The organism is Desulfitispora alkaliphila (assembly GCF_050433185.1).
GTDB classification, from domain to species: Bacteria; Bacillota; Desulfitisporia; order Desulfitisporales; family Desulfitisporaceae; genus Desulfitispora; species Desulfitispora alkaliphila.
In genome coordinates this window covers 1-21,919 of the sequence record NZ_JBNPXS010000038.1, presented here as the reverse complement: position 1 = coordinate 21,919, position 21,919 = coordinate 1, and the positions used below count along the sequence as shown (strand labels likewise).

At 41.5% G+C, this 21,919-nt stretch carries 23 protein-coding genes, 1 pseudogene and 1 riboswitch; of the genes and pseudogenes, 1 reads left to right on the top strand and 23 read right to left on the bottom strand.

The genetic code is table 11. The features are described from left to right. Positions 1 to 30: 30 nt before the first annotated feature. From GGQ84_RS12490 to glmS, 23 genes and pseudogenes are all read right to left on the bottom strand, one after another. Positions 31 to 765 (bottom strand): stalk domain-containing protein, encoded by a 735-nt coding sequence (locus GGQ84_RS12490; protein ID WP_429163113.1) that lies wholly within the window; start codon positions 763 to 765, stop codon positions 31 to 33. Between the two features lie 78 nt (positions 766 to 843). Further along, entirely contained in the window at positions 844 to 1,758 is a 915-nt protein-coding gene (locus tag GGQ84_RS12485; protein ID WP_429163111.1) for a prepilin-type N-terminal cleavage/methylation domain-containing protein, read from the bottom strand. A gap of 10 nt (positions 1,759 to 1,768) precedes the next feature. Next, the gene (locus tag GGQ84_RS12480) at positions 1,769 to 2,344 is read right to left on the bottom strand and encodes a hypothetical protein (RefSeq protein WP_429163109.1); all 576 of its coding nucleotides are present in this window, start codon (positions 2,342 to 2,344) and stop codon (positions 1,769 to 1,771) included. Between the two features lie 15 nt (positions 2,345 to 2,359). Then, a complete protein-coding gene (locus GGQ84_RS12475) occupies positions 2,360 to 2,737 on the bottom strand; it encodes a type IV pilus modification PilV family protein (RefSeq protein WP_429163107.1) in 378 nt (125 codons plus the stop codon). A 65-nt stretch (positions 2,738 to 2,802) separates the two neighbouring features. Then, complete coding sequence (locus GGQ84_RS12470; RefSeq protein WP_429163105.1) at positions 2,803 to 3,303, bottom strand: type II secretion system protein; 501 nt, start codon at positions 3,301 to 3,303, stop codon at positions 2,803 to 2,805. 102 nt (positions 3,304 to 3,405) lie between these two features. After that, on the bottom strand, positions 3,406 to 4,383 hold the full coding sequence (gene pilM / locus GGQ84_RS12465; RefSeq protein WP_429163103.1) for a pilus assembly protein PilM: 978 nt from the start codon (positions 4,381 to 4,383) through the stop codon (positions 3,406 to 3,408). 12 nt (positions 4,384 to 4,395) lie between these two features. Next, positions 4,396 to 5,151 (bottom strand): prepilin peptidase, encoded by a 756-nt coding sequence (locus GGQ84_RS12460; protein WP_429163101.1) that lies wholly within the window; start codon positions 5,149 to 5,151, stop codon positions 4,396 to 4,398. Further along, positions 5,148 to 5,939, bottom strand: a complete 792-nt coding sequence (locus GGQ84_RS12455) for a hypothetical protein (RefSeq protein ID WP_429163099.1) — start codon at positions 5,937 to 5,939, stop codon at positions 5,148 to 5,150. Before GGQ84_RS12455 ends, GGQ84_RS12460 begins: the two co-directional genes overlap by 4 nt. After that, complete coding sequence (locus tag GGQ84_RS12450; protein ID WP_429163097.1) at positions 5,905 to 6,495, bottom strand: PilN domain-containing protein; 591 nt, start codon at positions 6,493 to 6,495, stop codon at positions 5,905 to 5,907. Before GGQ84_RS12450 ends, GGQ84_RS12455 begins: the two co-directional genes overlap by 35 nt. A gap of 31 nt (positions 6,496 to 6,526) precedes the next feature. Next, positions 6,527 to 7,744: a type II secretion system F family protein gene (locus GGQ84_RS12445; protein WP_429163095.1), complete on the bottom strand. Its 1,218-nt coding sequence runs from the start codon at positions 7,742 to 7,744 to the stop codon at positions 6,527 to 6,529. A gap of 68 nt (positions 7,745 to 7,812) precedes the next feature. Beyond that, positions 7,813 to 8,919, bottom strand: a complete 1,107-nt coding sequence (locus tag GGQ84_RS12440) for a type IV pilus twitching motility protein PilT (RefSeq protein WP_429163093.1) — start codon at positions 8,917 to 8,919, stop codon at positions 7,813 to 7,815. Continuing rightward, positions 8,903 to 10,627 (bottom strand): GspE/PulE family protein, encoded by a 1,725-nt coding sequence (locus tag GGQ84_RS12435; protein WP_429163091.1) that lies wholly within the window; start codon positions 10,625 to 10,627, stop codon positions 8,903 to 8,905. Before GGQ84_RS12435 ends, GGQ84_RS12440 begins: the two co-directional genes overlap by 17 nt. A 46-nt stretch (positions 10,628 to 10,673) precedes the next feature. Next, positions 10,674 to 10,759, bottom strand: a riboswitch (cyclic di-GMP riboswitch). 50 nt (positions 10,760 to 10,809) lie between these two features. Beyond that, a pseudogene (locus tag GGQ84_RS12430) lies at positions 10,810 to 11,143 on the bottom strand (ferritin-like domain-containing protein); the annotation flags it as partial. Between the two features lie 120 nt (positions 11,144 to 11,263). Next, positions 11,264 to 12,028 carry a PIG-L deacetylase family protein gene (locus GGQ84_RS12425; protein ID WP_429163089.1) on the bottom strand — a complete coding sequence of 255 codons (765 nt, stop codon included), beginning with the start codon at positions 12,026 to 12,028 and terminating at the stop codon, positions 11,264 to 11,266. Positions 12,029 to 12,095: 67 nt separating this feature from the next. Then, on the bottom strand, positions 12,096 to 12,971 hold the full coding sequence (locus tag GGQ84_RS12420) for a B12-binding domain-containing radical SAM protein (RefSeq protein WP_429163087.1): 876 nt from the start codon (positions 12,969 to 12,971) through the stop codon (positions 12,096 to 12,098). Continuing rightward, positions 12,961 to 13,962: a rod shape-determining protein gene (locus tag GGQ84_RS12415; protein ID WP_429163085.1), complete on the bottom strand. Its 1,002-nt coding sequence runs from the start codon at positions 13,960 to 13,962 to the stop codon at positions 12,961 to 12,963. Before GGQ84_RS12415 ends, GGQ84_RS12420 begins: the two co-directional genes overlap by 11 nt. A 115-nt stretch (positions 13,963 to 14,077) precedes the next feature. Further along, complete coding sequence (locus tag GGQ84_RS12410) at positions 14,078 to 14,962, bottom strand: alanyl-tRNA editing protein (protein WP_429163083.1); 885 nt, start codon at positions 14,960 to 14,962, stop codon at positions 14,078 to 14,080. Between the two features lie 20 nt (positions 14,963 to 14,982). Then, positions 14,983 to 15,306, bottom strand: coding sequence for a DUF4387 domain-containing protein (locus GGQ84_RS12405; RefSeq protein ID WP_429163081.1), 324 nt, complete (start codon positions 15,304 to 15,306; stop codon positions 14,983 to 14,985). A 12-nt stretch (positions 15,307 to 15,318) separates the two neighbouring features. Then, positions 15,319 to 16,683: an acyclic terpene utilization AtuA family protein gene (locus GGQ84_RS12400; protein WP_429163079.1), complete on the bottom strand. Its 1,365-nt coding sequence runs from the start codon at positions 16,681 to 16,683 to the stop codon at positions 15,319 to 15,321. Then, entirely contained in the window at positions 16,676 to 17,938 is a 1,263-nt protein-coding gene (locus GGQ84_RS12395; protein WP_429163132.1) for a methylaspartate ammonia-lyase, read from the bottom strand. The genes GGQ84_RS12400 and GGQ84_RS12395 overlap by 8 nt, the downstream gene beginning before the upstream one ends. A gap of 5 nt (positions 17,939 to 17,943) precedes the next feature. Beyond that, the gene (locus GGQ84_RS12390; protein WP_429163077.1) at positions 17,944 to 19,389 is read right to left on the bottom strand and encodes a methylaspartate mutase subunit E; all 1,446 of its coding nucleotides are present in this window, start codon (positions 19,387 to 19,389) and stop codon (positions 17,944 to 17,946) included. Between the two features lie 4 nt (positions 19,390 to 19,393). Beyond that, entirely contained in the window at positions 19,394 to 20,776 is a 1,383-nt protein-coding gene (gene glmL, locus GGQ84_RS12385; protein ID WP_429163075.1) for a methylaspartate mutase accessory protein GlmL, read from the bottom strand. Then, on the bottom strand, positions 20,776 to 21,183 hold the full coding sequence (gene glmS, locus GGQ84_RS12380; protein WP_429163130.1) for a methylaspartate mutase subunit S: 408 nt from the start codon (positions 21,181 to 21,183) through the stop codon (positions 20,776 to 20,778). Before glmS ends, glmL begins: the two co-directional genes overlap by 1 nt. A 433-nt stretch (positions 21,184 to 21,616) precedes the next feature. Between glmS and GGQ84_RS12375 the strand changes: the two genes are divergently transcribed. Beyond that, on the top strand, positions 21,617 to 21,871 hold the full coding sequence (locus GGQ84_RS12375; RefSeq protein WP_429163073.1) for a hypothetical protein: 255 nt from the start codon (positions 21,617 to 21,619) through the stop codon (positions 21,869 to 21,871). Positions 21,872 to 21,919 lie beyond the last annotated feature (48 nt).

Below are 21,919 nucleotides of genomic sequence, written 5' to 3'. Positions count from 1 at the left end.
TTATTAATTGTCTAAAGCTACCTACTTTAATTATTTTTGATAAAGCTTAAAGTTTGCCAATACGGGCATCAGTTGCGTATAAGTTCCTATTCTTCCACGGTTAGTTTCAACCCTAATAATCAAGCGATTTACATAGGTCAAATCCACCTCGTCGGGAGCTATATAGCGGGGATATTCAGAGGGAGCTACAGGACCAGATTGGAACAGAATTTGATTGTCACCTAAGATGGTCATATTGTAGGTGCTACTGCTGTCCATGGTATCATCTTCCACCCCGAAAAAGCCTTCCAGAGTAGCGTAGTTTTGATTTAAATCTACTACTACCTCAGCTACTTCCTCAGGCTCTATATGTACCACAACTCCACGGTTAAAGCTTCTACCTGCCAGCTTATAGGTCCTTTCCTTCTGATAAAAGGGTCCCACATTTCTTATAACCTTGGCATCCTCAATATGAACAGCACTGCCTCTAGTCTTCCCAATATCGGGCTGAAAGATAGCTGACCCAATGTGAATTATATTCCGCTCTCCATCCCAGTGCACATCAAAGCCCAAAGCCTCAGACAAATCCCGCAGGGGCACCATAGTAGTCCCATCTACCATAAAGGGTTCAACTGAGGTTTCCACCTGGGAGCTCCCCTTAAATACTTGAATGTCCCCAAAGGCAACTTTAATATTTTTCACTGTCCACTGACCTGAAGCAAAAGCGTGGGCAGAAAGTAGTATACATATAATTATGATAGTAAATAAAATCTGTGTTTTTTTCATGATTTAATTCCTCTCAGCAAGGTCCTAAACTAGAATTTCGACATTAATATATAAAATCCTTCAGTTTATTAAAGGTAATTATTGATTGCCAAATACTAATTCCGTGTTTGAGCTAACTGTTAACTTGACATAGCCTTCATCTTTTTCGCTCGATTCTTTATTTTTAGTATATTCTCCTGATATTTTATTTAGATTATTATAAACAGATTTTTGCATAAAAATGTTTACCACAAATTCCGGAGGAGCGATAATTTTTAAAGTGCTGTCATTATTGCGAAATTCTATGTTCTTTTTAAAAATAATATTTTCTAATACTTTTACTTCAAGTGAATTATTGTTTTGTATTTCTAAGTCTTCTTCAAAGGAAATAGATTTTGCTTTCAAATACGTCTCTTTACCAGGTACTTTTAAATTTTGTCTACTTAACTTCACTTTTTTATTAAACTCAGGTTTTGGATTGGTCGCTAAATTAGATGTGCCTCCACCTCTATACCAACCCAAATCTGCTCCATCTATGTAGTTATCTGTTGGTGGAACAAATTCACCTTGTTCATCCCCATTGCCAAGATCATCATGTTGAATTATCCTGCGAGCCACTTTAAAGGTTTGAGTTTCACCCTTAGTAGCTGAGCTCAAGGTAATCTTGTACAAATACCCATCTGTAACAGAGATGTTAAAATCCTCAAGTCCTGTGGCTAACACATTCGCACTATTATTAACACTTCTAATAACCTTATCTCCTTGATGCTCATATTTAATTACATTTCCATTAGCCAAAGTAAACTCATTGATTGTAGCTTCAGTAGCCTCCTGGATGTCCTTGGTCAGCTGGTTCATCAATATCCGCACATCATCTCGAAATTTCACCGCTTCAGTTTGGCTGCCAATTACTGCTGGTCCAGAAATGAGAAAGGAATAGGAAAGACCCATAACCATTGTAAAGATGGTCATGGCAACTAATATTTCTACTAATGTGAATCCCCTGTTGTTCATGAGCACCACCCTATTCTTCAAAAATCTCCTTCCACTCCAGTACCTCATAGTCGGAAACCCTATTTCCCGTCAAGCTATAAAAGAGCCTTATTTCTGCCTCTATAATGAACTTCCTGTGACCATCACTTAGAGTACCAGTTCCAGTAATTACAAACTTATCGCTATTGGGAACGGTCCTATATACTTCCTCATCTATTCCAAATAACCTAAAGGTCAATATATCTTCATCATCCTCTAGGGATTTTAACTGAAAGCCAAAGCTACCCTTCATATCCCCTTCATCTAGCTCCAGATTAGCTTCACCTAAAGCTGCTAAATTAATTTCAGGATCTGAGCTCTCCTCACCATAGACTTGATTCATTTTATCATTGATTTCATGAGAAAGTGCATAGACACCCTGAGAAATAGCTGCTTCTGCCAGGTACCGGGCAGTTATGCGCTCCTCTAGCCAAACCCGACTTTTTACCTCGTTGTTCACAGCAGCCAGCAGTACTCCACCCATGATTGTGAGCACCAATACTGTTACTATGACTATCATCATGGCTATGCCCCGGTTATTTCTTAAGTTGTGTTTTAAAAAAAGCATAAGTCCACCTTCTCATCAATCAATTGCAAATACCCTGGTGCCAACTACAATAGGGTTTTTAGCCAAAGTGCCCTCAGTGGCTTTAATACTCACTTTGAGCTCATATAAGCCGGGATGCACTTCTGCTATATTCTTCTCCATGGTTGCCTCAATTCCCTTTAAGGACAAATTTTCTTTACCACCAGCAGGTTCTTCTCCCCGCTGAAGCTGATGCTTGCTCTCCTCTAGCCAGTTCTGCCCCTCTCTCAGGGACTCTAATCGCACATCATGGGTCACACTGACCCCAGCACCGGAAAAGACCATACTGGCAAAAACAGTGGTCACAGTGACCAGTAGCACAAAGGCCACCAGCAACTCCACTAGGGTTACCCCTCTATTGTCTATTGATTTCATAAAAGTCCTCCGTTGTAAAAACCCCCAGCTAGATAGTGGGGGTTTTGGGTATTAATTAATAATGCTTACTCTGACTCTGTGTATACAATCAATATATGTACATCCCCATCGTCACTTTCAGTAAAGTGTGAATCGTTAGTTACTAGATAATATCTTTTGCCTAAATCTTTTTCTAGTATTGATTTTATATTATCATTTAAACCTTTAACTAACAAATAAATAGCTTCTCTATCTTCTTCGTGTATAAAGTCTTCGCTAGTAATTAACTTAACAGCGTCGGTCTCTTCAACCCAAGAGTATTCAGGTGTAGCATCTAGCTTGTTGTTATCTACAAGTTCGTCAAAACTATTAGCATATTCACCCTTATCCGCATAATAAGCTGTCATTGCTGTTCTAACTGAATTATAATCTCCAATAACCCTTGCAGCCCTACTCTTATCAATTTGTTCAAATACTGCAGGCGCAATCACCGCCGCCAAGATACCAATAATAGCTATAACCACCAACAACTCAACTAAGGTAAAACCTTTATTGTTCTTGTTTTTCTTTCTGAACGCTCTCATCATATGTATTACTCCTCTCATATTAGATTTTTATAATTACTTCAATCTGTTTCTTGCTTTTAATTATCCACCTTATTTTGGGTGATTTCAATAGGTCTTTTCATATTATATCTCCAACAATTCTCTCAGGGCCAAACCTTTTGCAATGCTATATTTTGGGTCCATATCATTATAGCTGTCCACTAGTACTGGGAGTTTTAGTTCTGTTTCCAAATAGTTATCTATTCCGGGAATATTGGCCATTCCCCCAGTTATGATTAATCGATTTAGACGCACCTTGGCCTGCATTTGGTAGAAATCCAGTGAGCGCTGGATTTCTGTCACCAGGCCCACGAAGACATCCTGGGCCATTGGCTCAAAGCCTTCCTCCGCAGTGACTGCTGCTTCCTGGTGGGCCAATTCTAACACAGGTGACATCTCCTCCTGCTGGGGCATGGGTAGCATCCTGGTATAGTGGAGATGCTCTCCCTTAAAGGCAACCAGGTGACCGTTTTCATGTCCCAGGCTTAAAATGGCCTGGTGGGGCAAATCTGAATCCAGATAGCAATGATGCCAATAGCGGGCTAAGGACAGGGGCTCCACCTCGATTGATATGGGCTTTAGACCTGCCTTTTCAACGCTGTTGTACAGGGAGTAGATTGTATCCTTGGGGGCTGAAGCCAATAGCATATTGTAGCTGGGCACCCCATCCACCTCCACCTGCTCAATAATGGCGTAATCTATGAACATATTCTTTAAGTTCCCAGGAATATACTTTTCCGCTTCAAAAAATACTGCCTGGTCTAATTCCTCCACAGGCATTTGGGGCATGCGAATTTGTCTAGAGACCACAGCTTTACCGCTGATTCCCACATGCACTGTAGACCCCTGCTCTACTCCCTTAGCCTCCACTAGCTTTTCAATTCCAGCTGTTAGGGATTGAGCGTCATTTGTGGGTTCACTGCCATAGCGGAGGGGAGCCTTGGTTTCAGCACAGACCTCCATCAATTTTATATTAGCCGAACCTATATCTAAGCCCACATGCTGAATTTTTTTTGCAAATAGCCTTTGTACAGGCTGTAGTTTTGCGATTTTAGCAAACATGATTCTGTCCCCCTATAATAATAACCCAGTATATAGTGCCACCAGTTCATCTCCCCAGTGGATTGTAATCAGTGCTGCGGTGACTAAAAAGGGCCCGAAGGGAATCATCCTCCCCTCCTCCCTGCCCTTGTGCAGGATATTGATAATGCCGTAGATGGAGCCTAGTAGGGATGCCAAAAACAATAACAGCAACACCCACTGCCATCCGGTGATCAAGCCCAGGGCAAATACCATTTTTACATCCCCTCCCCCCATGCCCTGAGGGAAAACCAAGGCCACTAACAGAAGAAAGCCTCCCCCCACCAGCGCTCCCAAAAGAGCCTGGGTCAGTGGAATGGTAATGCCTGCAAAGATTCCAATCAGGGCCAAAAGAGCAATAGCTCCGTTTAGGGAATCAGGAATTATATAGTGCTTCCAATCAATTAGGGTGATGGCCAGCAGGATTGCCACCAGCAATCCGTGGAAAAGAGACTCCCAAGTGAAGCCATAACCTAAAAGGATGAGAGCAAAAAGCAACCCTGTGATCAATTCCACCCAAAAGTAGTAGGGTGAATATAACTCCCCGCAGTGGCCACAGCGCCCCTTTAAAAGGAGATAGCTAAGGATAGGCACTAGCATCCAAAAGGATAGGGCTTTTTCACAAGCGGGACAATGGCTTCCCGGATAGACTATGGATTCCCCCCGGGGAACTCGATAGATTATTACATTGAGAAAACTCCCAATGATTGCACCTAGAGCAAAGGCAAAAATCAGTTGGGCGTAAATCAAGGCATCAACTCTCCTTCCCTGGGAAAGTGATATCTGGGTTCCTGAATTAACTCCTGATAATTTTCAGGTACAGGATGACTTCCTGAGTTACCTGTAGAGCTTTCGGTTGTTCCCTCTTCTGCCTCCTCAATTACTGGAAAGGCAATATGGGGTAGAAATAAATTATCCTTGGCACTGTATGCCTCAATAGGTGGTGCTATAAAGCGCACCTGGCTAGTATCCTTAAGGCCAAAGGCGATTAAGTCAATCTCCATGCGAATTTTATCTGCTAGCCCCTCCTGGTGAGGCTCAAAAAGATTATTTATCTCTACTCGCTCTAATAAGAGAGATTGCTCTAATCTATCCAAGTAGGTAAGCAGATTTAATAAACCTTCTTGTTTTCCCTGATAGGTCACATAATAGGAGGTGCCCATGGTGTATTCTAAATCAAGGGTCTCCCCTTGAGCAATAGCCCGCATGGGGAAGCTTTCAGTTAATTCCTTTTGACCTAACACCAATAAGGGATCTCCCTTGTCTACTCTCCAGCTAAAGGGCCTCATTGCCATGGATAGCTCCTGGTCTAACTTATCCCTCTGCTCCTCTAGAACGGGGATAGCATTGGCATCCTGATGCAATTGCTGCAACCGACTCTGAGCCTGATCAACTTCCGCTACTAATTGTTCTTGATAGGGAAGATATTGCTTGAAAATTAGCCAATAGGCGCATAGTATAAAGAAAATAATCCCAACTGCGGTTAGAATCCTCTTATCTCGCTTAGTCAGTGTCATTGGAATCTTGGCCAATTGCATCTCTTTCAACCCCACCTTCCATCTCTAGATCACATCTGATTCCAAAGCGAATCAAATCAACCCCCCGGTAGTCTGTTTCATCGGTAAACTCTATTTTGGCACTGTTAATAGCTTCAATTCCCTTTACTAGGTTATGAGAGAAAAAGCTAATTGGCTCAGCCACGGTAGTATATCCCTCTATATACATTTCCGGATACTCTATTCCTACATGAGTCAGCCACAGCTCTTCTGGGATAATTTGCTGTATTTCATCTATAAGGCTACCCACTTTAATAGCTCTTGAGGGCAATTGAGAAAGCTCTGCCAGCTGTTCCTCTTTAATAGCTATCACAGCCTCCAAGTCAGCCCTTTCCATTTCATAGGGGGCCATTATTTGAATTTCCTCTTCCAAATTACTTAATTCTCGCTCTAAAGAGAACAATTGAAAAAGGGCACTACCCAAAATAAGTAGTAAGATCCCAGTGACCAATAAAGAGAAAGAGAGCTTCACCATTCGCTGTATGTAATTTTCTTCTTTCACTTTTATCTCTGGGGGTAGTAGATTGATTTTCTTCACTAAGTCATCCAGTCCTTTTTCTCATATTTTATTAAAAAGATCCGTATAGCTGGGCCATTGGTAGCATAATAGATAGAACAATGCCGCCCATAACAACACCTATAGCAACCATCATGATGGGCTCGATGGATGCTGAGAGGCGACTGATTGTGGTATCCACCTCTCTATCGTAGTAAAAGCTCACCTTTTCCAGCATATTATCCAATTCCCCTGTCTCCTCGCCCACTGCGATCATATTAATAGTCATTAGCGGAAATATGCCCGTATCTTTCAGAGGTTCACTTACTCCTTGCCCATCCCGAATGCTGTCCTTGGCCTTTTCTAGAGCCTGGGACATAATCTGATTTCCCACAGTTCGCTTTACCACATCCAAGGCTTCTATGATTGGAACACCACTGCGCAAAAGAGTTCCCAGAGTGCGAGAAAAGCGGGAGATGAGTACTTTTTTTTGTAAATTTCCGTAAACAGGAATTCGTAACATGTATTTATCCCAAAGATAATTTACTCCAGGCGTTTTTTTTGCGTAGGATATTAATGCTGTCAGTCCCAATAGAGCAATAAGATACAAATACCACCATTTGCTCAGGGAGTCTCCAAAGTTTATTAGTACCTGAGTTAAAAGGGGCATTTCCACATTCATATCTATCAACATTTCACTAAAGGTGGGCAATACAAAAACTAGCAAAAAAACCACAGCTAAGACTGCCACAGCAAAGATAATGCCGGGATAGGCCATGGCCGATTTTATCTTTGAGCGGATTTCCTCTTCCTTTTCATAATAATTGGCCAGCCGCTCCAGAACCTGGTCTAAGGCCCCTCCCGTTTCCCCTGCCTCAACCATGCTCACATACATCTTGGGAAAGACCTGGGGGTGCTTTCCCATGGTCTCTGATAGGGTTGATCCCCTCTCTAAATCTCGGGCCACTGCTTCCATGGAATTTTTTACTCCCTGGTTTTCCGTTTGCTCCATTAGAATTTTCATAGAGCGCAATAGGGGTATCCCCGCATTTATCATGGTGGCAAACTGACGACTGAAAATCACCAGCTCCTTAATTTTCATCTTCTTTTGCAGCATAGCTTTCAGGTTTTCTAAATCCCATAGAGGTGATTTATGCTCCTGGATATTGATTACTAGCAGTTTTTGGCTACGCAGAGCTTGAATTGCCGCCTCTCTGCTTTCAGACTCAATTGTATCCTCAACAATAGCACCAGTATATGTGCGTGCTTTGTATTTATAATTAGGGCTCATAGTTCTTTTCCCCCAAGATATTCCATTTATGATGAATTAGTATTTTAATTGAAATGTTCGGCAACTAACTACCAAAATCCTTCCCCTCCACTGGGTTTCTCCTCGTTAGCATCATCAGAATTTTCTTCCCTTAAAAGCTGGGGACTGATTTGACCTCTGTCAACCAGGTTAGTTAAGCATGCCTCCATAGTCTGCATTCCACTTCTGCTACCCGTTTGAAGCATGGAATATATTTGGTGGCTTTTACCTTCCCGAATTAGGTTTGCAATAGCACTAGTTGATACCATAATTTCCATGGCTGCAACCCTCCCCTTCCCTTGCACACGGGGTAATAATCGCTGAGCTACAACTCCACGCAGGGTAGCTGCCAATTGAATTCTAATCTGCTGCTGTTGATGAGGAGGAAAAACATCTATAATCCGGTCCACTGTAGATGCTGCTGAAGTGGTATGCAATGTGGCAAAAACCAAATGTCCAGTCTCTGCAGCGGTTATGGCAGTGCTGATTGTTTCCAAGTCTCGCATCTCACCCACAAGGATTACATCCGGGTCCTGGCGCATTGCCGCCCGCAGTGCCGTGGCAAAGGTATTAGTATCTCGATGGACCTCCCTTTGGTTTACAATTCCCTTTTTGTGATTGTGGACAAACTCAATTGGGTCCTCTATGGTTATTATATGCTCTTCTTTATTGCTATTTATATAATCAATCATAGCTGCTAATGTAGTTGATTTACCACTGCCTGTGGGGCCAGTAACTAAAACTAGGCCATTTTTCTGCTTAGCCAAATTTTTTACTACAGGCGGTAAATTCAATTCCTCCATAGTCAAAATCTTACTGGGAATAATTCGCAGGGCTAGGGCAATGGTGCCCTTTTGCTTAAATACATTAGCTCGAAGCCGCGCATTTCCTGGCAGGGAAAAAGAAAAATCAATCTCTCCTCGCTCCTGTAGCTGCTCCTGCTGCTCCTTACTGGTCAATTCTTTCATGATCTCTTCCAAATGGTGCGACTCCAGCTCTATATCAAAGGCAGGATTTATCTTCCCTGCAGGCTTGACTCCACCGTCAATTCGAAAGTGAGGACAAACCCCTTTTGTCAAGTGAATATCTGAAGCTCCATTGCTAATACCTAATTTTATCAGCTCTTTAACCTCCATAGTCTCACTCCTTTTCTTCATCTGAACTGAAGGCCACCCGAATTACTTCACCCACTGTGGTAATGCCTTCTAATGATTTTTGAATTCCGTCTTCCTTTAATGTAATCATACCCGCTTCTCGAGCTAGTGATTGAAGTATATCTGAAGTAACTCTAAGTGCAATTTCCTGCCGCATTTCCTTTGTTATGGGCATAACCTCCTGAATGGCAATTCTGCCTCGATAGCCTGTATTGTTGCAATAGCTACAGCCCTCTCCTTTATATAATATCACTTCTTGCTCTGGTGGGGCACTTAAATATGTTCGCCATGGACTTTCCGGCTCTAAATTGTATCTCACTTTACACTGTGGACAGATTCTGCGAACCAGTCGCTGAGCTACCACACCCGCTAAGGATGAGGCAACTAGATATGGTTCTAAGCCCATATCAAAGAGCCTGGTAATCGTACTAGCTGCATCATTTGTGTGCAGTGTGGAAAGCACCTTGTGTCCAGTAGTTGCTGCTCGCACTGCAATATCTGCTGTTTCTTTATCCCTTATTTCACCCAACATGATGATGTCCGGATCCTGGCGCAAAATAGAGCGCAATCCAGTTGCAAAGGTCAGGCCTGCCTTTGTGTTTACCTGAACCTGATTGATCCCCTCTAGCATGTACTCCACTGGATCCTCTACTGTGACAGTATTTACACCAACTTCATTAATGCTATTTAACGCAGCATAAAGGGTTGTAGTCTTACCACTTCCCGTAGGTCCAGTTATGAGAATGATACCAAAGGTTTGTTTGAGCATTTTTTCAAATCGCTCCTGTACACTTTTTTGCATTCCCAGTTGATCTATGGTAAAGAGGGCATCTGATTTATCTAAAATCCTGATAACTACTTTCTCACCATATACAGTGGGCAAAGTGGAGATGCGGAGATCGATGCTCTTTTTTGCCACTTTTATCTGAATTCGACCGTCATGAGGTCTACGTTTTTCTGCAATATCCATATTTGCCATGATTTTGATTCTCGATACCAAGGCCGCATGAGTCTTTATTGGCAGGTGGATCATTTCTTGCAGTATGCCGTCAATCCTGTAGCGCACCCGAACATGTTTTTCTATGGCCTCTATATGTATATCTGAAGCTTTTTCTTTGATTGATTGGTGAATGATGGCATTAACTGCCTTTACAATTGGAGCTTCATCAGTGGCATTTAACAGTTCATCTAGGTCTAGGGTAGCTGTGGTCAGCTCCTCCTTTTCCATCTCCTCTAACTCTTTTCCAAAGGCCTGCTCTACCGAATCGCTGAGGCCAAAGAAGCGAGAGATGGCTTGATCTACTTCCCTTTCACTGGCAATTGCTGGCTCTACTGTAAGACCTGTTTGCATTTCAATATTGTCAATGGCATCTAAGTTTAGTGGATCTGCCATGGCCAAACCCAGTTTGTTTTCAACCTTTTCAAAAGGTATAACCTTGTAGTTTCTAGCTACAGTACCAGTTATCAGCTTAACTATTTTGGGGTTTAAGCGCATTTTGTGCAATGCTATTCTGGGTAAACCCAGTTGAATCTCTAAGACCTCGTCAATTTGCTCTTCGGTGACAAGACCCAATTGAATTAAGGCATGGCCTAAGCGCAAGCCTGTTTGCTTTTGGGTCTTTAGTGCTTCCTTTAATTGGAGCTCTGTAATAACTCCTCCATCTATTAAAATATCACCTAATCGCTTTTTCTCCCGTTTCCATTTAGCCAAGGTATAGTCCCTCCCATTTCGCATGCATCTAAAAACCCACGGCAATTGTGCCGTGGGCTGGTTTCACTACTAGCTCCCCTTAGCCCAAGTGACCACTGTTATAGTCTAAGGTTCATTGCTTCCCATTTAATAGGAATTCGCTGAAAGAGAAAATATTCCTTCTTTTAGGTACTGCCAAGTATTTACTTATTAAAAAATCTGTCTAATAACCCTTTAAAGGCTTGACCGTGTCTAGCCTCGTCTTTGCACATTTCGTGAACTGTATCGTGGATAGCATCTAGGTTTTTGTTCTTTTGCCAGTTTAGCAAGCTCTTTCTTGCCTTTACAGGCGCCATATTCTGCATCTACTCTCATTTGCAGGTTAATTTTAGTGTCCGCTTTGACCACTTAACCAAGTAACTCAGCAAATTTAGCTGCGTGCTCTGCTTCCTCCTAAGCGATTGCCACCTCGGGATAACCTTCTCTATCCGCTTGACGGCTCATAGCCAAGTACATTCCAACCTCAGTACACTCGACTTCCTTGTTGTAATTTATTGTTGATATTAGTTACTGTTACTATATGCTTCTTCATAGTTTTCTAAAATCCTTCTCCTCTTTTTAAATTTTTATTTTTTTTCACAAAAAAAAGACACTATATTAAGTGTCACCTTTCCTATATACTTCACTGTATTTAAATTTAGTACCTCTAGCACAATATTTAGCGTAGATTTTTACAAACTCATTATAAATCCTGTCATTGAAACGCAACTGACTTTTATGGCATCTTAATGCTCGCTGCTTTGAAAGTAATGTTTCAGATATATCTACAACTGTATTAGCTTTAGATGTAGCATAGAAGTAGATATCCGTTCCGGGATATAGTTTTTTATGGAGTTTAGCTACTGCTTTGCCTACCGCTATGTGGTCTGGATGTCTCCTTACTACTCCTAAAGGGTAAGTTGGGTCAAATGCAAAAATTAATTGGGGCTGTACCTGCCTTATTACTTGAGACAAAAGAGGTAGCAGATTTTTATCCTGAGCCAATTTCAAGTCCGGTTGGTGCAAAAACTCAAGATTAGATACCTTTAATATATCAGCAGCTTTTCTTTGCTCTCTTTGTCTCGTGTTTCTCAAGTCAATTTTGTTGACTCCCTTTTCCCCATCACTAACGCATACTACATTTACTCTAGCTCCACCTAATGCTAACAGCTTTAAAGTGCCTCCCATAAATATTTCTAAATCGTCAGGATGAGCAGTTACAGCCAGCACAGAAGCTTTACTTTGAACCAAATCTCTCCCATTATCCACCGCCTGGTTTGCACTTACTACTAGCTGTTGCCTTATTTCCTTTACAAGATAAATGCCTAAAAAGACAAGTACTCCAATAATACCAGTGTAAATTTTGGGTTTTGAGATTTTCATCTACTAACTACCCTTTCATAGTTGTGATGTAATTAAAGTTCCCAAAAGCAAACATTCTTATCAATAATTAAAGAGAGTTCAGTTTCCTAATTCCTTTGTTGGTAGTGCGAGTTGATAGTACTTCTTCTATATAATTAAGCAATTCCTTTTTATCCTTTTGCAGTGTTCCTGTGAGAGGTAAGTAATTTGAAGGGTGAGTACTGTTAAAAATTAACTTATCAATAGTTATATGCTCAAGAAGTAACTTCATCTCCTCTAGAACCTCAAAGTTATCTAACTGTTGAAACTGGCCCTGCTGGACCTTTTCATAAATTTCAGTACCGGGAAAAGGCATCAGAGTTAATATAGCAAACTGCTTAGGTTTAATCTGATTAACCATTTGAGCTGTTGCTACAGCATGTTGCTCAGAGCGAGGACCCTTACCTGCTAGACCTAAGATAGCCATTAAGCAGAGTTTAAAGCCAGCACTTACAAGCTTTTGTCCCGCTTGTAGCATCTCATCTTTAGTCACCCCTTTTTTTATTTCCTTTAAGAGGTGCTCGTCCCCGGTTTCTAAACCCAAATATGCTCTAGTCAAACCAGTCTCTCTCAATGCTTCTAACTCTGAATTGGTCTTCCGCAAGCTACTTTTGGGTCCAGCATAACAGGAGATTTGCTTTAATTTTGGAAAGGCTCTCTTTAGTTCACCTATTACCTCTAAGAGGTACTCAGTTTTCAGAGCCATTGCATCTCCATCACACAGAAAGACTTTTGTTACACTATTCAGTTTCTTCTGTGCCATTTTTATATCTGCTTTCACTTCCTCAAGCTTTCGCACAAAGAACTTCTTATCTTGGTACATATTGCAAAAGGTACACTGATTGTGAGCACAACCATATGTTACCTGAAGAAGGTAACTGTTGGCTTCACTTGGTGGTCTATATACAGTGCCTTCATAGCGCATGTTTAATACCCCCTAAATCTAACTCCCTTGATGCCACAAAAACTCCCTTTACTAAGTTGCTAATTGGATTATTTGCAACTTGCACTGGGCAGCAAAGTTCCTGCTCCACCCTTTGGGCTAACCCATTTAGTTGAGCAGTCCCTCCAGTAAGTATTAGACCATCCATCATAACTTCATATACTAAATCTGGAGAAATTAGAGCAAAAGTGCTCTTTATTACATCTATTATCTTATCTACCGTAGCTGCAATAGCTAGTTGAAGTTCTGCCCGCTCAAAGGTTATTGCCTTGGGTAAACCTGTGACAAGGTCTCTACCCCTCACTGTTACTGGATAGTTTTTAAAGTTATTAGCAACAGAAGCGTGCTTAATCTTCAGAATTTCACTAGTAAGCTCCCCTATTACTAAGCGGTACTGATACTTAAAATATTTTCTGATAGCTGCATCTATCTGTTTGCCAGCAACTTTAATTGAGCTTTCAGCTACTATGTCACCACAGGAAACCATAGTGCAACTACTTTTGCCACCACCTAAGTCTGCTACCATTGCTCCCTTATGCATACTAAATTCAAGCTCAGAGCCATAGGCCGTGGCAACTGATTCATGGACTAGATAGGTATTTGCCCTGCTAATAGAAGAAATTAACCTCATTAGTTCACTTCTTTCAACAGAGTTCAAACCTGCTGGCATGCAGATAACTATCTCATTTTTATAAATCTTAGATAACTTAACCTTCTCTAAAAAATATGTAACTAAGTTTAATGTCATATCTAAGTCAGCTATAACACCATCCTGCAGAGGCTGTATTGGTATAACTCCCGGGGGAGTTCTTCCAATAATATCTCGGGCTACTTCACCTACCCCTAAAATACTGTTGGTTTGGATGTTATAAGCTATAATGCTGGGTTCATGGACCAGTATATCATTATTTTCGCGAAAAACTAGTGTATTAACGGTACCTAGCTTTAATCCTATCCGTTTTTTATATGGCATTGTTTCTACCTACAAATAGTAGGCCCACCTCCCATCAGGCTACTTTATTTAAATTATATCAAATTTAAATAAAAAGTAGTAATGGAAATAAAGCCCGGTATTTAAGGCATTACCTTTAATCACAATAACTTATAAGTCCAGCAATCATATACAATTGATGAATAGAATCCCATTTGTAATCCTTCAAAAGTCTAAATCCTTTTATCTCTCCCGTTGAGTTCACGTGCAGTCTAGGAGCAGTGCATTTGCAGAGCCGATCTCCAATTTTAATGTGCTCATCATCCACATAGCATACGGGTAAATCCTCCGCAATTAGCTTCTTAACCCCAGCTTCTATCTTTTCTAAGTCTATATTCGGTATGTCCCTGAAATTCAAAACAAAGCCGTGTTTTACATCGCTGTGGACCTCAGGTAATTTTAAGCCTATGTCCCTCATGGTCATTGTAGTCAAGTCCTCAGCCGTATGAGACATAAGCCTGTACTTAAGAGTTTCAAAAGCTGTAGTGGCAATTTCTTCTGGCTCCGGTCCAAAGACATTAGGGCGCACCACTGTTACCTTTTCTCCAATCCCGATTAACATTTCTGCATTAATATTTAATGAAGGATAAAGTAGTTCAAAGTGCTCTATTACTAACCGCCTATCTGCAGCAAGAGCCTTTTTCACTGCTTCTACTAACTCCCATATCTGGCAAAAGGCCGATTCGAAGCGTACGTCCACATGATATGTTTGGTGTTTAAAAAATCCTGCATCCGCATCGTGTAGGAGGGGTAATGGCCTCACGTTTATTCCGTGATCGTCATTAGTGAGCTCTAAGCCTGGAAACATTCCTCGGATTAAGAGCGATTTGCCAGCACCTGCACTTCCCACTAATCCGATAAGCTTGTCATCAGGACATAAGTACCTCTGAGACAGGTGGACACCCAAGTTGAGCAATCTGCGCTTACCCCTAGGTGCATAATATTTGGCTTTCATTAAATAGCTAAGGGTATCAATAACCATATTAACCACTCCTAAAGTTATTATTTCATTGGAATCATCAAGCCCAATAAAGGAGCGTGTTGCTGTGCCCCATACACATCTCTCTCTCCCACATCACCAGCAGCCATTGGTCTTTTAATAGTGCACTTAATTGCGTTTGCAGGGGCAAATTCTACATAAGAAATTACTTCTTCTAAGGGTATTCCATAAAGCTTGGCAAAGAGATCAGGGTTAAAAAAGTTAGCTTGAATTACTCGCTCATATGTATCTCGGTCTTTAAAGATAATATCAAAGGTCAGCTCATAGGGACCTGAATTTTTACTCCTTATTACTACTGCTAAATCTCTAATAGGGATTTCTGCCATGTTGTTCACCCCCTAGGTTAGTTCCCAATTAATTGGGAATATTTTATCCGGCTCCTTTATTGTAAGCAAGTGGTGGATAGAAAACTCATAGACTTCCCCGGCAGCAAAATCCGAGGGTGAATAGGGAAAGGCCAAGTTGCCTGCGGTTGCAACTCTCCCAGGATAGCCATAGTGAAGCATAGATGATCGGGCAAAACTGGTAATGGTGTTTGCTAGATTTTGGCTTTTAGCCACAACTTCAATAATCAATCCTATTTCGTGAGGCTTAAAACCTGTTGTTCGCTCAGGTTCTAAATCCCCCATAACTCCATCGTAACCGTACTTACGGAAGACAAGAGTATAGTCTTCCCTATTAATGTGGCTAAAGTTGGAGGCGATACTTTCTTCCACCCCTTTTAGTATTTCGTCCAATTGCTCAATAAATATGGGGTCTCTAATGCCAGCTATAGAGATAGTTCGATACCCCACTAAGCGCGCCCCTTCAAGCTTCACAGTGTATGTTTCCCCTGGCACAAATTTTGAATTTTCCACCCGTACAACTCTATCAGTTTCTTGAGAAAAGTTGCATTCCTTTAAATCTAATATCCCTCCAGGCCCTGGAAGGATATAGGGATTGGTCTTTTCATACAGCGTGTGAGCTGAAACAGATGTGGTGGTACACTTCCTGTTTGGGTTTAGGGGCTCCACCAAAAAGTGATCTCTTCGCAAGGTCCCCTGCATACAATCACTTCCACTTCCTGGAACAGCGGCAATAGATGCGCACTCTAATATTTTTCCCAGGTGCAAGGCCAGTCCCGGATCAAAGCCATGCATAATTGGATAGGCGGCAAAGACTGCTGGATCATATGCTCTTCCGGCGATAACAACATCTGCACCCGATGTTAGGGCCTTGATAAAGGGCTCTACACCCATTTGGGCTACTACGTTACTAGTCTCTTCAAGATTTTTCCTGGTCAATGGCGCACAGGGCCCTAAGGGAATTATGTTTCCTAAATCTAGTTCCTCCTTGATAAACTGTTTATCCAATTGGGCAGATATTGTAGCCACCTTACATTGAAGTCTTTCCTCAGCAATTATATCCCGAACAACTTCTACGCACCAGTTAAGGTGCACATCTGCTCCAGAACCCCCGGCACTTCCTACAATTACGGGAATATTGTGCTCCTTTCCCGCTTTGAGCATTAAACGGAGATCTCTTTTCACTGATTCTCTATTAGTAAATGACACCCCTGCTCCCAAGTAATATGGGCCAGGGTCTGTAGAACCAGCATCAACAGCGATTACATGGGGCTCCCTATTTAACCCTTCCCGGAATGATTCTATGGGAAAGCCATAACCTAAAATTGCAGTAGGAGATAATATTCTAATCTCATCCATTCATCTCACAACCTTTATTCAGTCGATTTTTTATAATTGCTAAGGCCCTTTGCATTTCATTATAAGTAATCATTAGCCCCTCATCCACACCCATACCTGGCTTTGCCAGTATTTGATCTGGCTGGGTGGCAATAGCTGCATGGACACATACCTGGGACGAGCGCTCTGTTTCATTGCAGGTACCACCCATATACGCTTTTACCCCATTTTCTTTACAGTAAAGAACTGCCTCAATAGTATTGTTAATTCCGCCTAAATCAGGGGTCTTAATTTGGACCATGTGACAGACTTCTTCCTGCACAAAATCTCTTATATCTTCCAAGGTATTACACCATTCATCGGCGATAATCTCTACAGTAGTATCCAGCTCCTTCAGTTGACTGTAGAGCTTACCCATTTCCCTCAGTTGGGCACTCTTGCTTCCAGCATCCATTGGACCTTCTATTCGAAGCTTCAGAGGCCAAGCAGCTTCTCCTAAATCTTTTAGGTACTGGGCCATTTGAGCTGTATTATTGTCAAAAGCTATACCCAAAGCCCCGTAAACATCAATGTGTAAGATAGGTTCATAGCCATCTTCACCTAGCTTTTGAACTCTACTACTAAGCCACTTAACATATTCTACCAATGCTTCTCCTTTATCACCGAACTTTAGCTTGTTGTTAATAAGTCCATGGGGGAGCACTTGAGCTCCCTTAATGATACACTTATCTGCATGAGTGTACCTATCATCTCCGGTCTGAGTGAAAATAGGGATTGCCTTTGGTTGCATGGTAATATTGTATTCCTTAGAAACAATTTCAGCCATGGTCAAACATTGGGACTTTGCCACTGCATCTAAAAGGGCCTGAGTTATACCATAGCGAATAGCCGTATGTAGCCTTTTCCCATTGCCCAAAATTAAAGCGTCAAATTCCTTGGCCATGTCCCTAAAGGCAGTAAGCTCCCTACCCACAAGTATTGGCTTTAATTCCCTTTGAATTACAGGGATATATTCCTGAGCTAAAAACAGAGGGTCACGTCCACCAACCCCAGAGTATTGAACAGCAGCACAGTCACCGTGAGCAATTTGGCCATTCTCTAGCATTAACATAATGGAAATGGATTCTCCTGCTTGCCTGATTGCATTAAACCCAGGAGTCAAAGGTTCTCCCTGATAGGTAAATCCGTCTTCTTGAGCACCTCTTCTAATAGCCTCTTGGTCATCAAAATAAAAGCCCGTAACCCCTGGTGTAGCAATAACATCTATAATTTTCAGCGTGCTCACCTCCCTTTTTTGCCCACTAGCATTCCTTTATTAATAGCGTATATATCATCTATCACCATTTGAAAGGAAGGGATTCTCCCCTCTGCTTTGCCTCGATCTTGAATTTTTTCTCTATGATAATCTAGAACCTCTTGGGAAAAGGGAATATTTCCAGCCTCTAGCATTCTAACACAGCCCTCCTTATCCCTTACTGGAAGGATTTTTCCTGCATTAAAGCGGCTGGGTGCAAAAGGAACATCTATAACTCCCGCCTGAAATGATCTTACAACACCTTTAACCCAGTCACCTTCTCCCAATTGAAGTACCTTTTGGAGAATTGCTTTAGTCTCCTTGATTATAACTTCTTTTTCCTCTCTAAACCTGGCACTATCCTCCATTTCTTGATCCTTAAGCATATTTACTATCTGCTTTGTAGCACTTATTCCTGCCACATTTGCCTCTTTGGTTGGAATTCCATAGGCTTCATGTGGTGTTTTTACGATTACCTTTGTTGCTTTACCTAATGCTGCCGCCACTGAACCCCAGGAAATAACTGCATAAGCTTTACTCTCATCCTGAGGAAAGCCTCCCATCCACTGGTGCATAACTGTAGTAACCTTGGTGTCACCATATCCAAATTCGCTTAGGTATTCCTCTGCCAACTCTTTTAAACTGACAAGGGCAGCTACATCCTGCACTAAGTTTCCACATTGACCATAGCCCAAAGTGATATTTTTTACGCCCTGCTTAACAGCTAATAGTGCCTCAATAATCCCAATAGTGTGAGAGATACAAGGGGGCACTAAAGTTCCCGTCAGTGGTCCAAAGGGCTCCCGGTTAATTGAAATCCCCACTTCTTCATAATACCCTGTCAACCGGTCAACATATTGCCACCAGTAAATTGACTTTTCTAAATCAATATCCTTAGCATAGGGAATGTTGTAGGAAATACCTCCCCCTTCAAAGGCATTAAACCCTCCCGCTAAAGTTATTTCAGCCAACAATCGAGCATCAGGAGTACCATGCCTTATTTGGACAGGGGTTTTAAGCTCTTCAACCACCTCACGACAAGCCTCTACCCCATGGTTTACTGCAGGAAATCCGTTTAGCATTGACCTTCCCGTATTGCGGCTCTCTTCCACTCCAGTTTGTGCTTCTTGATACCTATTCTGCCTCGTATATGAATCTATAGTTGTAGGCAATAGATCTGCCCCACCCTGCTCTAGGTGTTTTAGCAAACTAATGTGCTCGCTAATCAACGCAACACCTGCTCTTGGCTGAGCCAAGGTTTCACCGTTATCAGATGCAATATTGAGTTTGTAAGAAAAGTTTTTGCTCTTAGGCATATCTAAGTGGTATTTAACTGCTTCCTCCAAATCAACCTCTTTACCTGTAGGCCATGAATTCAAAACCTCTTCCCGCTGCTCAAAAAAATCCCTTTGGGCTATTTTCTCATTTTGCATAAATTTAATGTCCCCCTAGCTTAATCAGATATTTTTTCATAATTCTCAAGGCCTTGCGCGAATCAATTTCCGCTAACAATCCCATGCCAGCTAGAATATAGCTCTGGTCTAGCCATAATTGGGGTTTTTGCGGTTTTAACACAGTGCTATTTTCTGAATTAAATAGAACACTCTGCAATATTTCCATGGGCGCCTTATAATTTACTAATATGCCACCAGTCCCTATCAAGTGCGTCACATGCGTCAAATCTTTTCCATATTGGAAGTATGTGGCGCCAAAAGGCGTATAACTAACCTCTAATCTTCCTACGTGCCTCTCCACTGCTATGCTACTAGCTATTTTTGCTAACTCTTTTTCAAGCACCTTCTCTCTTTCAGTTTGGGGAAGATATGTGGTTTCCAGAGAAATATGAGAAGTATAGGCACTTAGCTCCTCCTCTAAAGAAGAAGGTAGGTTATTGGCTGTAGCGCTCAATATGGACTGGGCACTATAACGCATTCCTAAATCTCCCTCTACGGTACGCTTAGATAAGGGTTCTTCTAGCCCTTTTAAAACAATTCCCGGTTTAGATGGCTCTCCTTTTCCAATAGAGTAGACATCTGTTGTAGCCCCCCCTAAGTCTAAAGCCATCAAATCACCCCAACCCGTTTCATCGGATGACCCTTGAGCAAGCACTTCAACTGCTTTGAGAACTGCAGCAGGGGTAGGCATTATTACTCCCCCCACTAATCCTTCCGCCTCTTTAAGTCCCTTAGCTATAGTTAGCTTTTGAAAAAATATTTCTCTAATCTTAGCTCTGGTAGGCTCTACGTTTAACTGGTTTAGCTGGGGCATTACATTTTCTACGACTTCCGTTTCAAAGTTGTTTTTGGAAAGTATGGCTTGAGCTTCAGGAGCCGCTACCCTATTGCCAGCTATGACAATAGGAATTCTTACTGTGAGCTGGCTAAGCATGCCTGCATTGTAGATAAGTACTTCTCGGTTTCCCCCATCTGTTCCACCTGCCAAAAGGATTATATCAGGTGAAAGTTTTTCAATTTCATAGATATCCTCCCTTGTCAATTGATGCGAGAAAACTTCTAAAACCTTAGAACCTGCACCTAAGGCAGCCCGTTTGGCTGCTTCAGCAGTCAAGTTTTTTACCAGTCCAACAGCAACTATCTTTAAACCTCCAGCAGCACTACTACAAGCTGCTTTATATACAAACTCTGGCTTTGAGCCAATATCTGTATAGACTTGTCCTAGAGCCTTCTCCAGTCCCACTGTGATGCAACTCTCTACTGTAGTACCCGCAGCCCCAGTAGCTCTTATTTCTTCCCTCTCCAAATCTACTACGGTTACCTTTGTATAAGTGCTACCAAAATCAACAAATAGTGCCAGCTCCATTATAGATTCTCCAAATCAGTTATTAGATCATTAACTGCTTCATCAGGTAGCGTTCCAGGTGGATAAACCCGGTCAAATCCCATATCTAAAAATATAGATTTGACACTTTCCCAATCTTGCTTACCTAACCCCAAATTACCACCCACATAAATGATGATATCTCCTATCCCAGCCTCCATACACTTTTCTCTAAAGCCCCTGCAATCGATTTCTGCATGGCCATAAAGAGATGAAATGAGAATAGCATCCGCGTCAGTTTCTATGGCCGCTTCAATAAAATCCTCTTGACTAGACAAAACCCCAATATTAATCACCTTAAATCCTGCATTAGAGAAAGCGTATTCTAATATTCTGTTTCCCACTGCATGGACATCCGCACCAATAACACCTATGACAATAGTTTTCAGTGGAGTTCACCACCTTTCTTTTAATCCACATTATACCTTTATTGATATTAGTTTCCTTCTATCTTTTGGTGGTCATTTCCTTTGATAATGTAATTTTTTATAAGAAAAATTCCTTAAGTTACAATACCCCTAATTAGGAGGTGTTGTTGTAACTGGTGCCCATCGCAATGACATTAACCAGCTAAAAGATCCACCAAAATGTTATTCATGCTCTGTTGGACGATCAAATTGATGTAGGCTTTATCCGCGAAAGGATTATTGAACGCATGATTTCCCTATAAGGTCTCTACTCGCCTCTATCCTCAGTGGCCGGTTTTTGCCTTACCTCATGTGGATGAAAGAGCTGTTCGCCATGTGGCTGCTGCACTTTTTTCCCTAGGGCGGAATAGGCCTTGGAATAATTGTATTACTAACTATAAGCTTAATAATTGCAATGCGTAAAGTTAAAAAATCAGAAGAAGACATAACTGATTACGCTACTGAACTCAATGAATTATATATACAGTTAGATCAGGAAATAAATAAAGCCATAGTAATTCATAAAAATAACCTACCTACAACTTTGCCTGATATAGCAGTGATTTCTATGGCAGCTTATTATCACTATGTTAAGTATTTTTATCAAAGACAGTGTACGAAACTATGGATTGTCAACAGTAAACTAGACAACTTTTTTAAGGTTATGTAATTTATATTCTCTAGGACTCAAATAATCCAAAGTTGAATGGATCCTAAA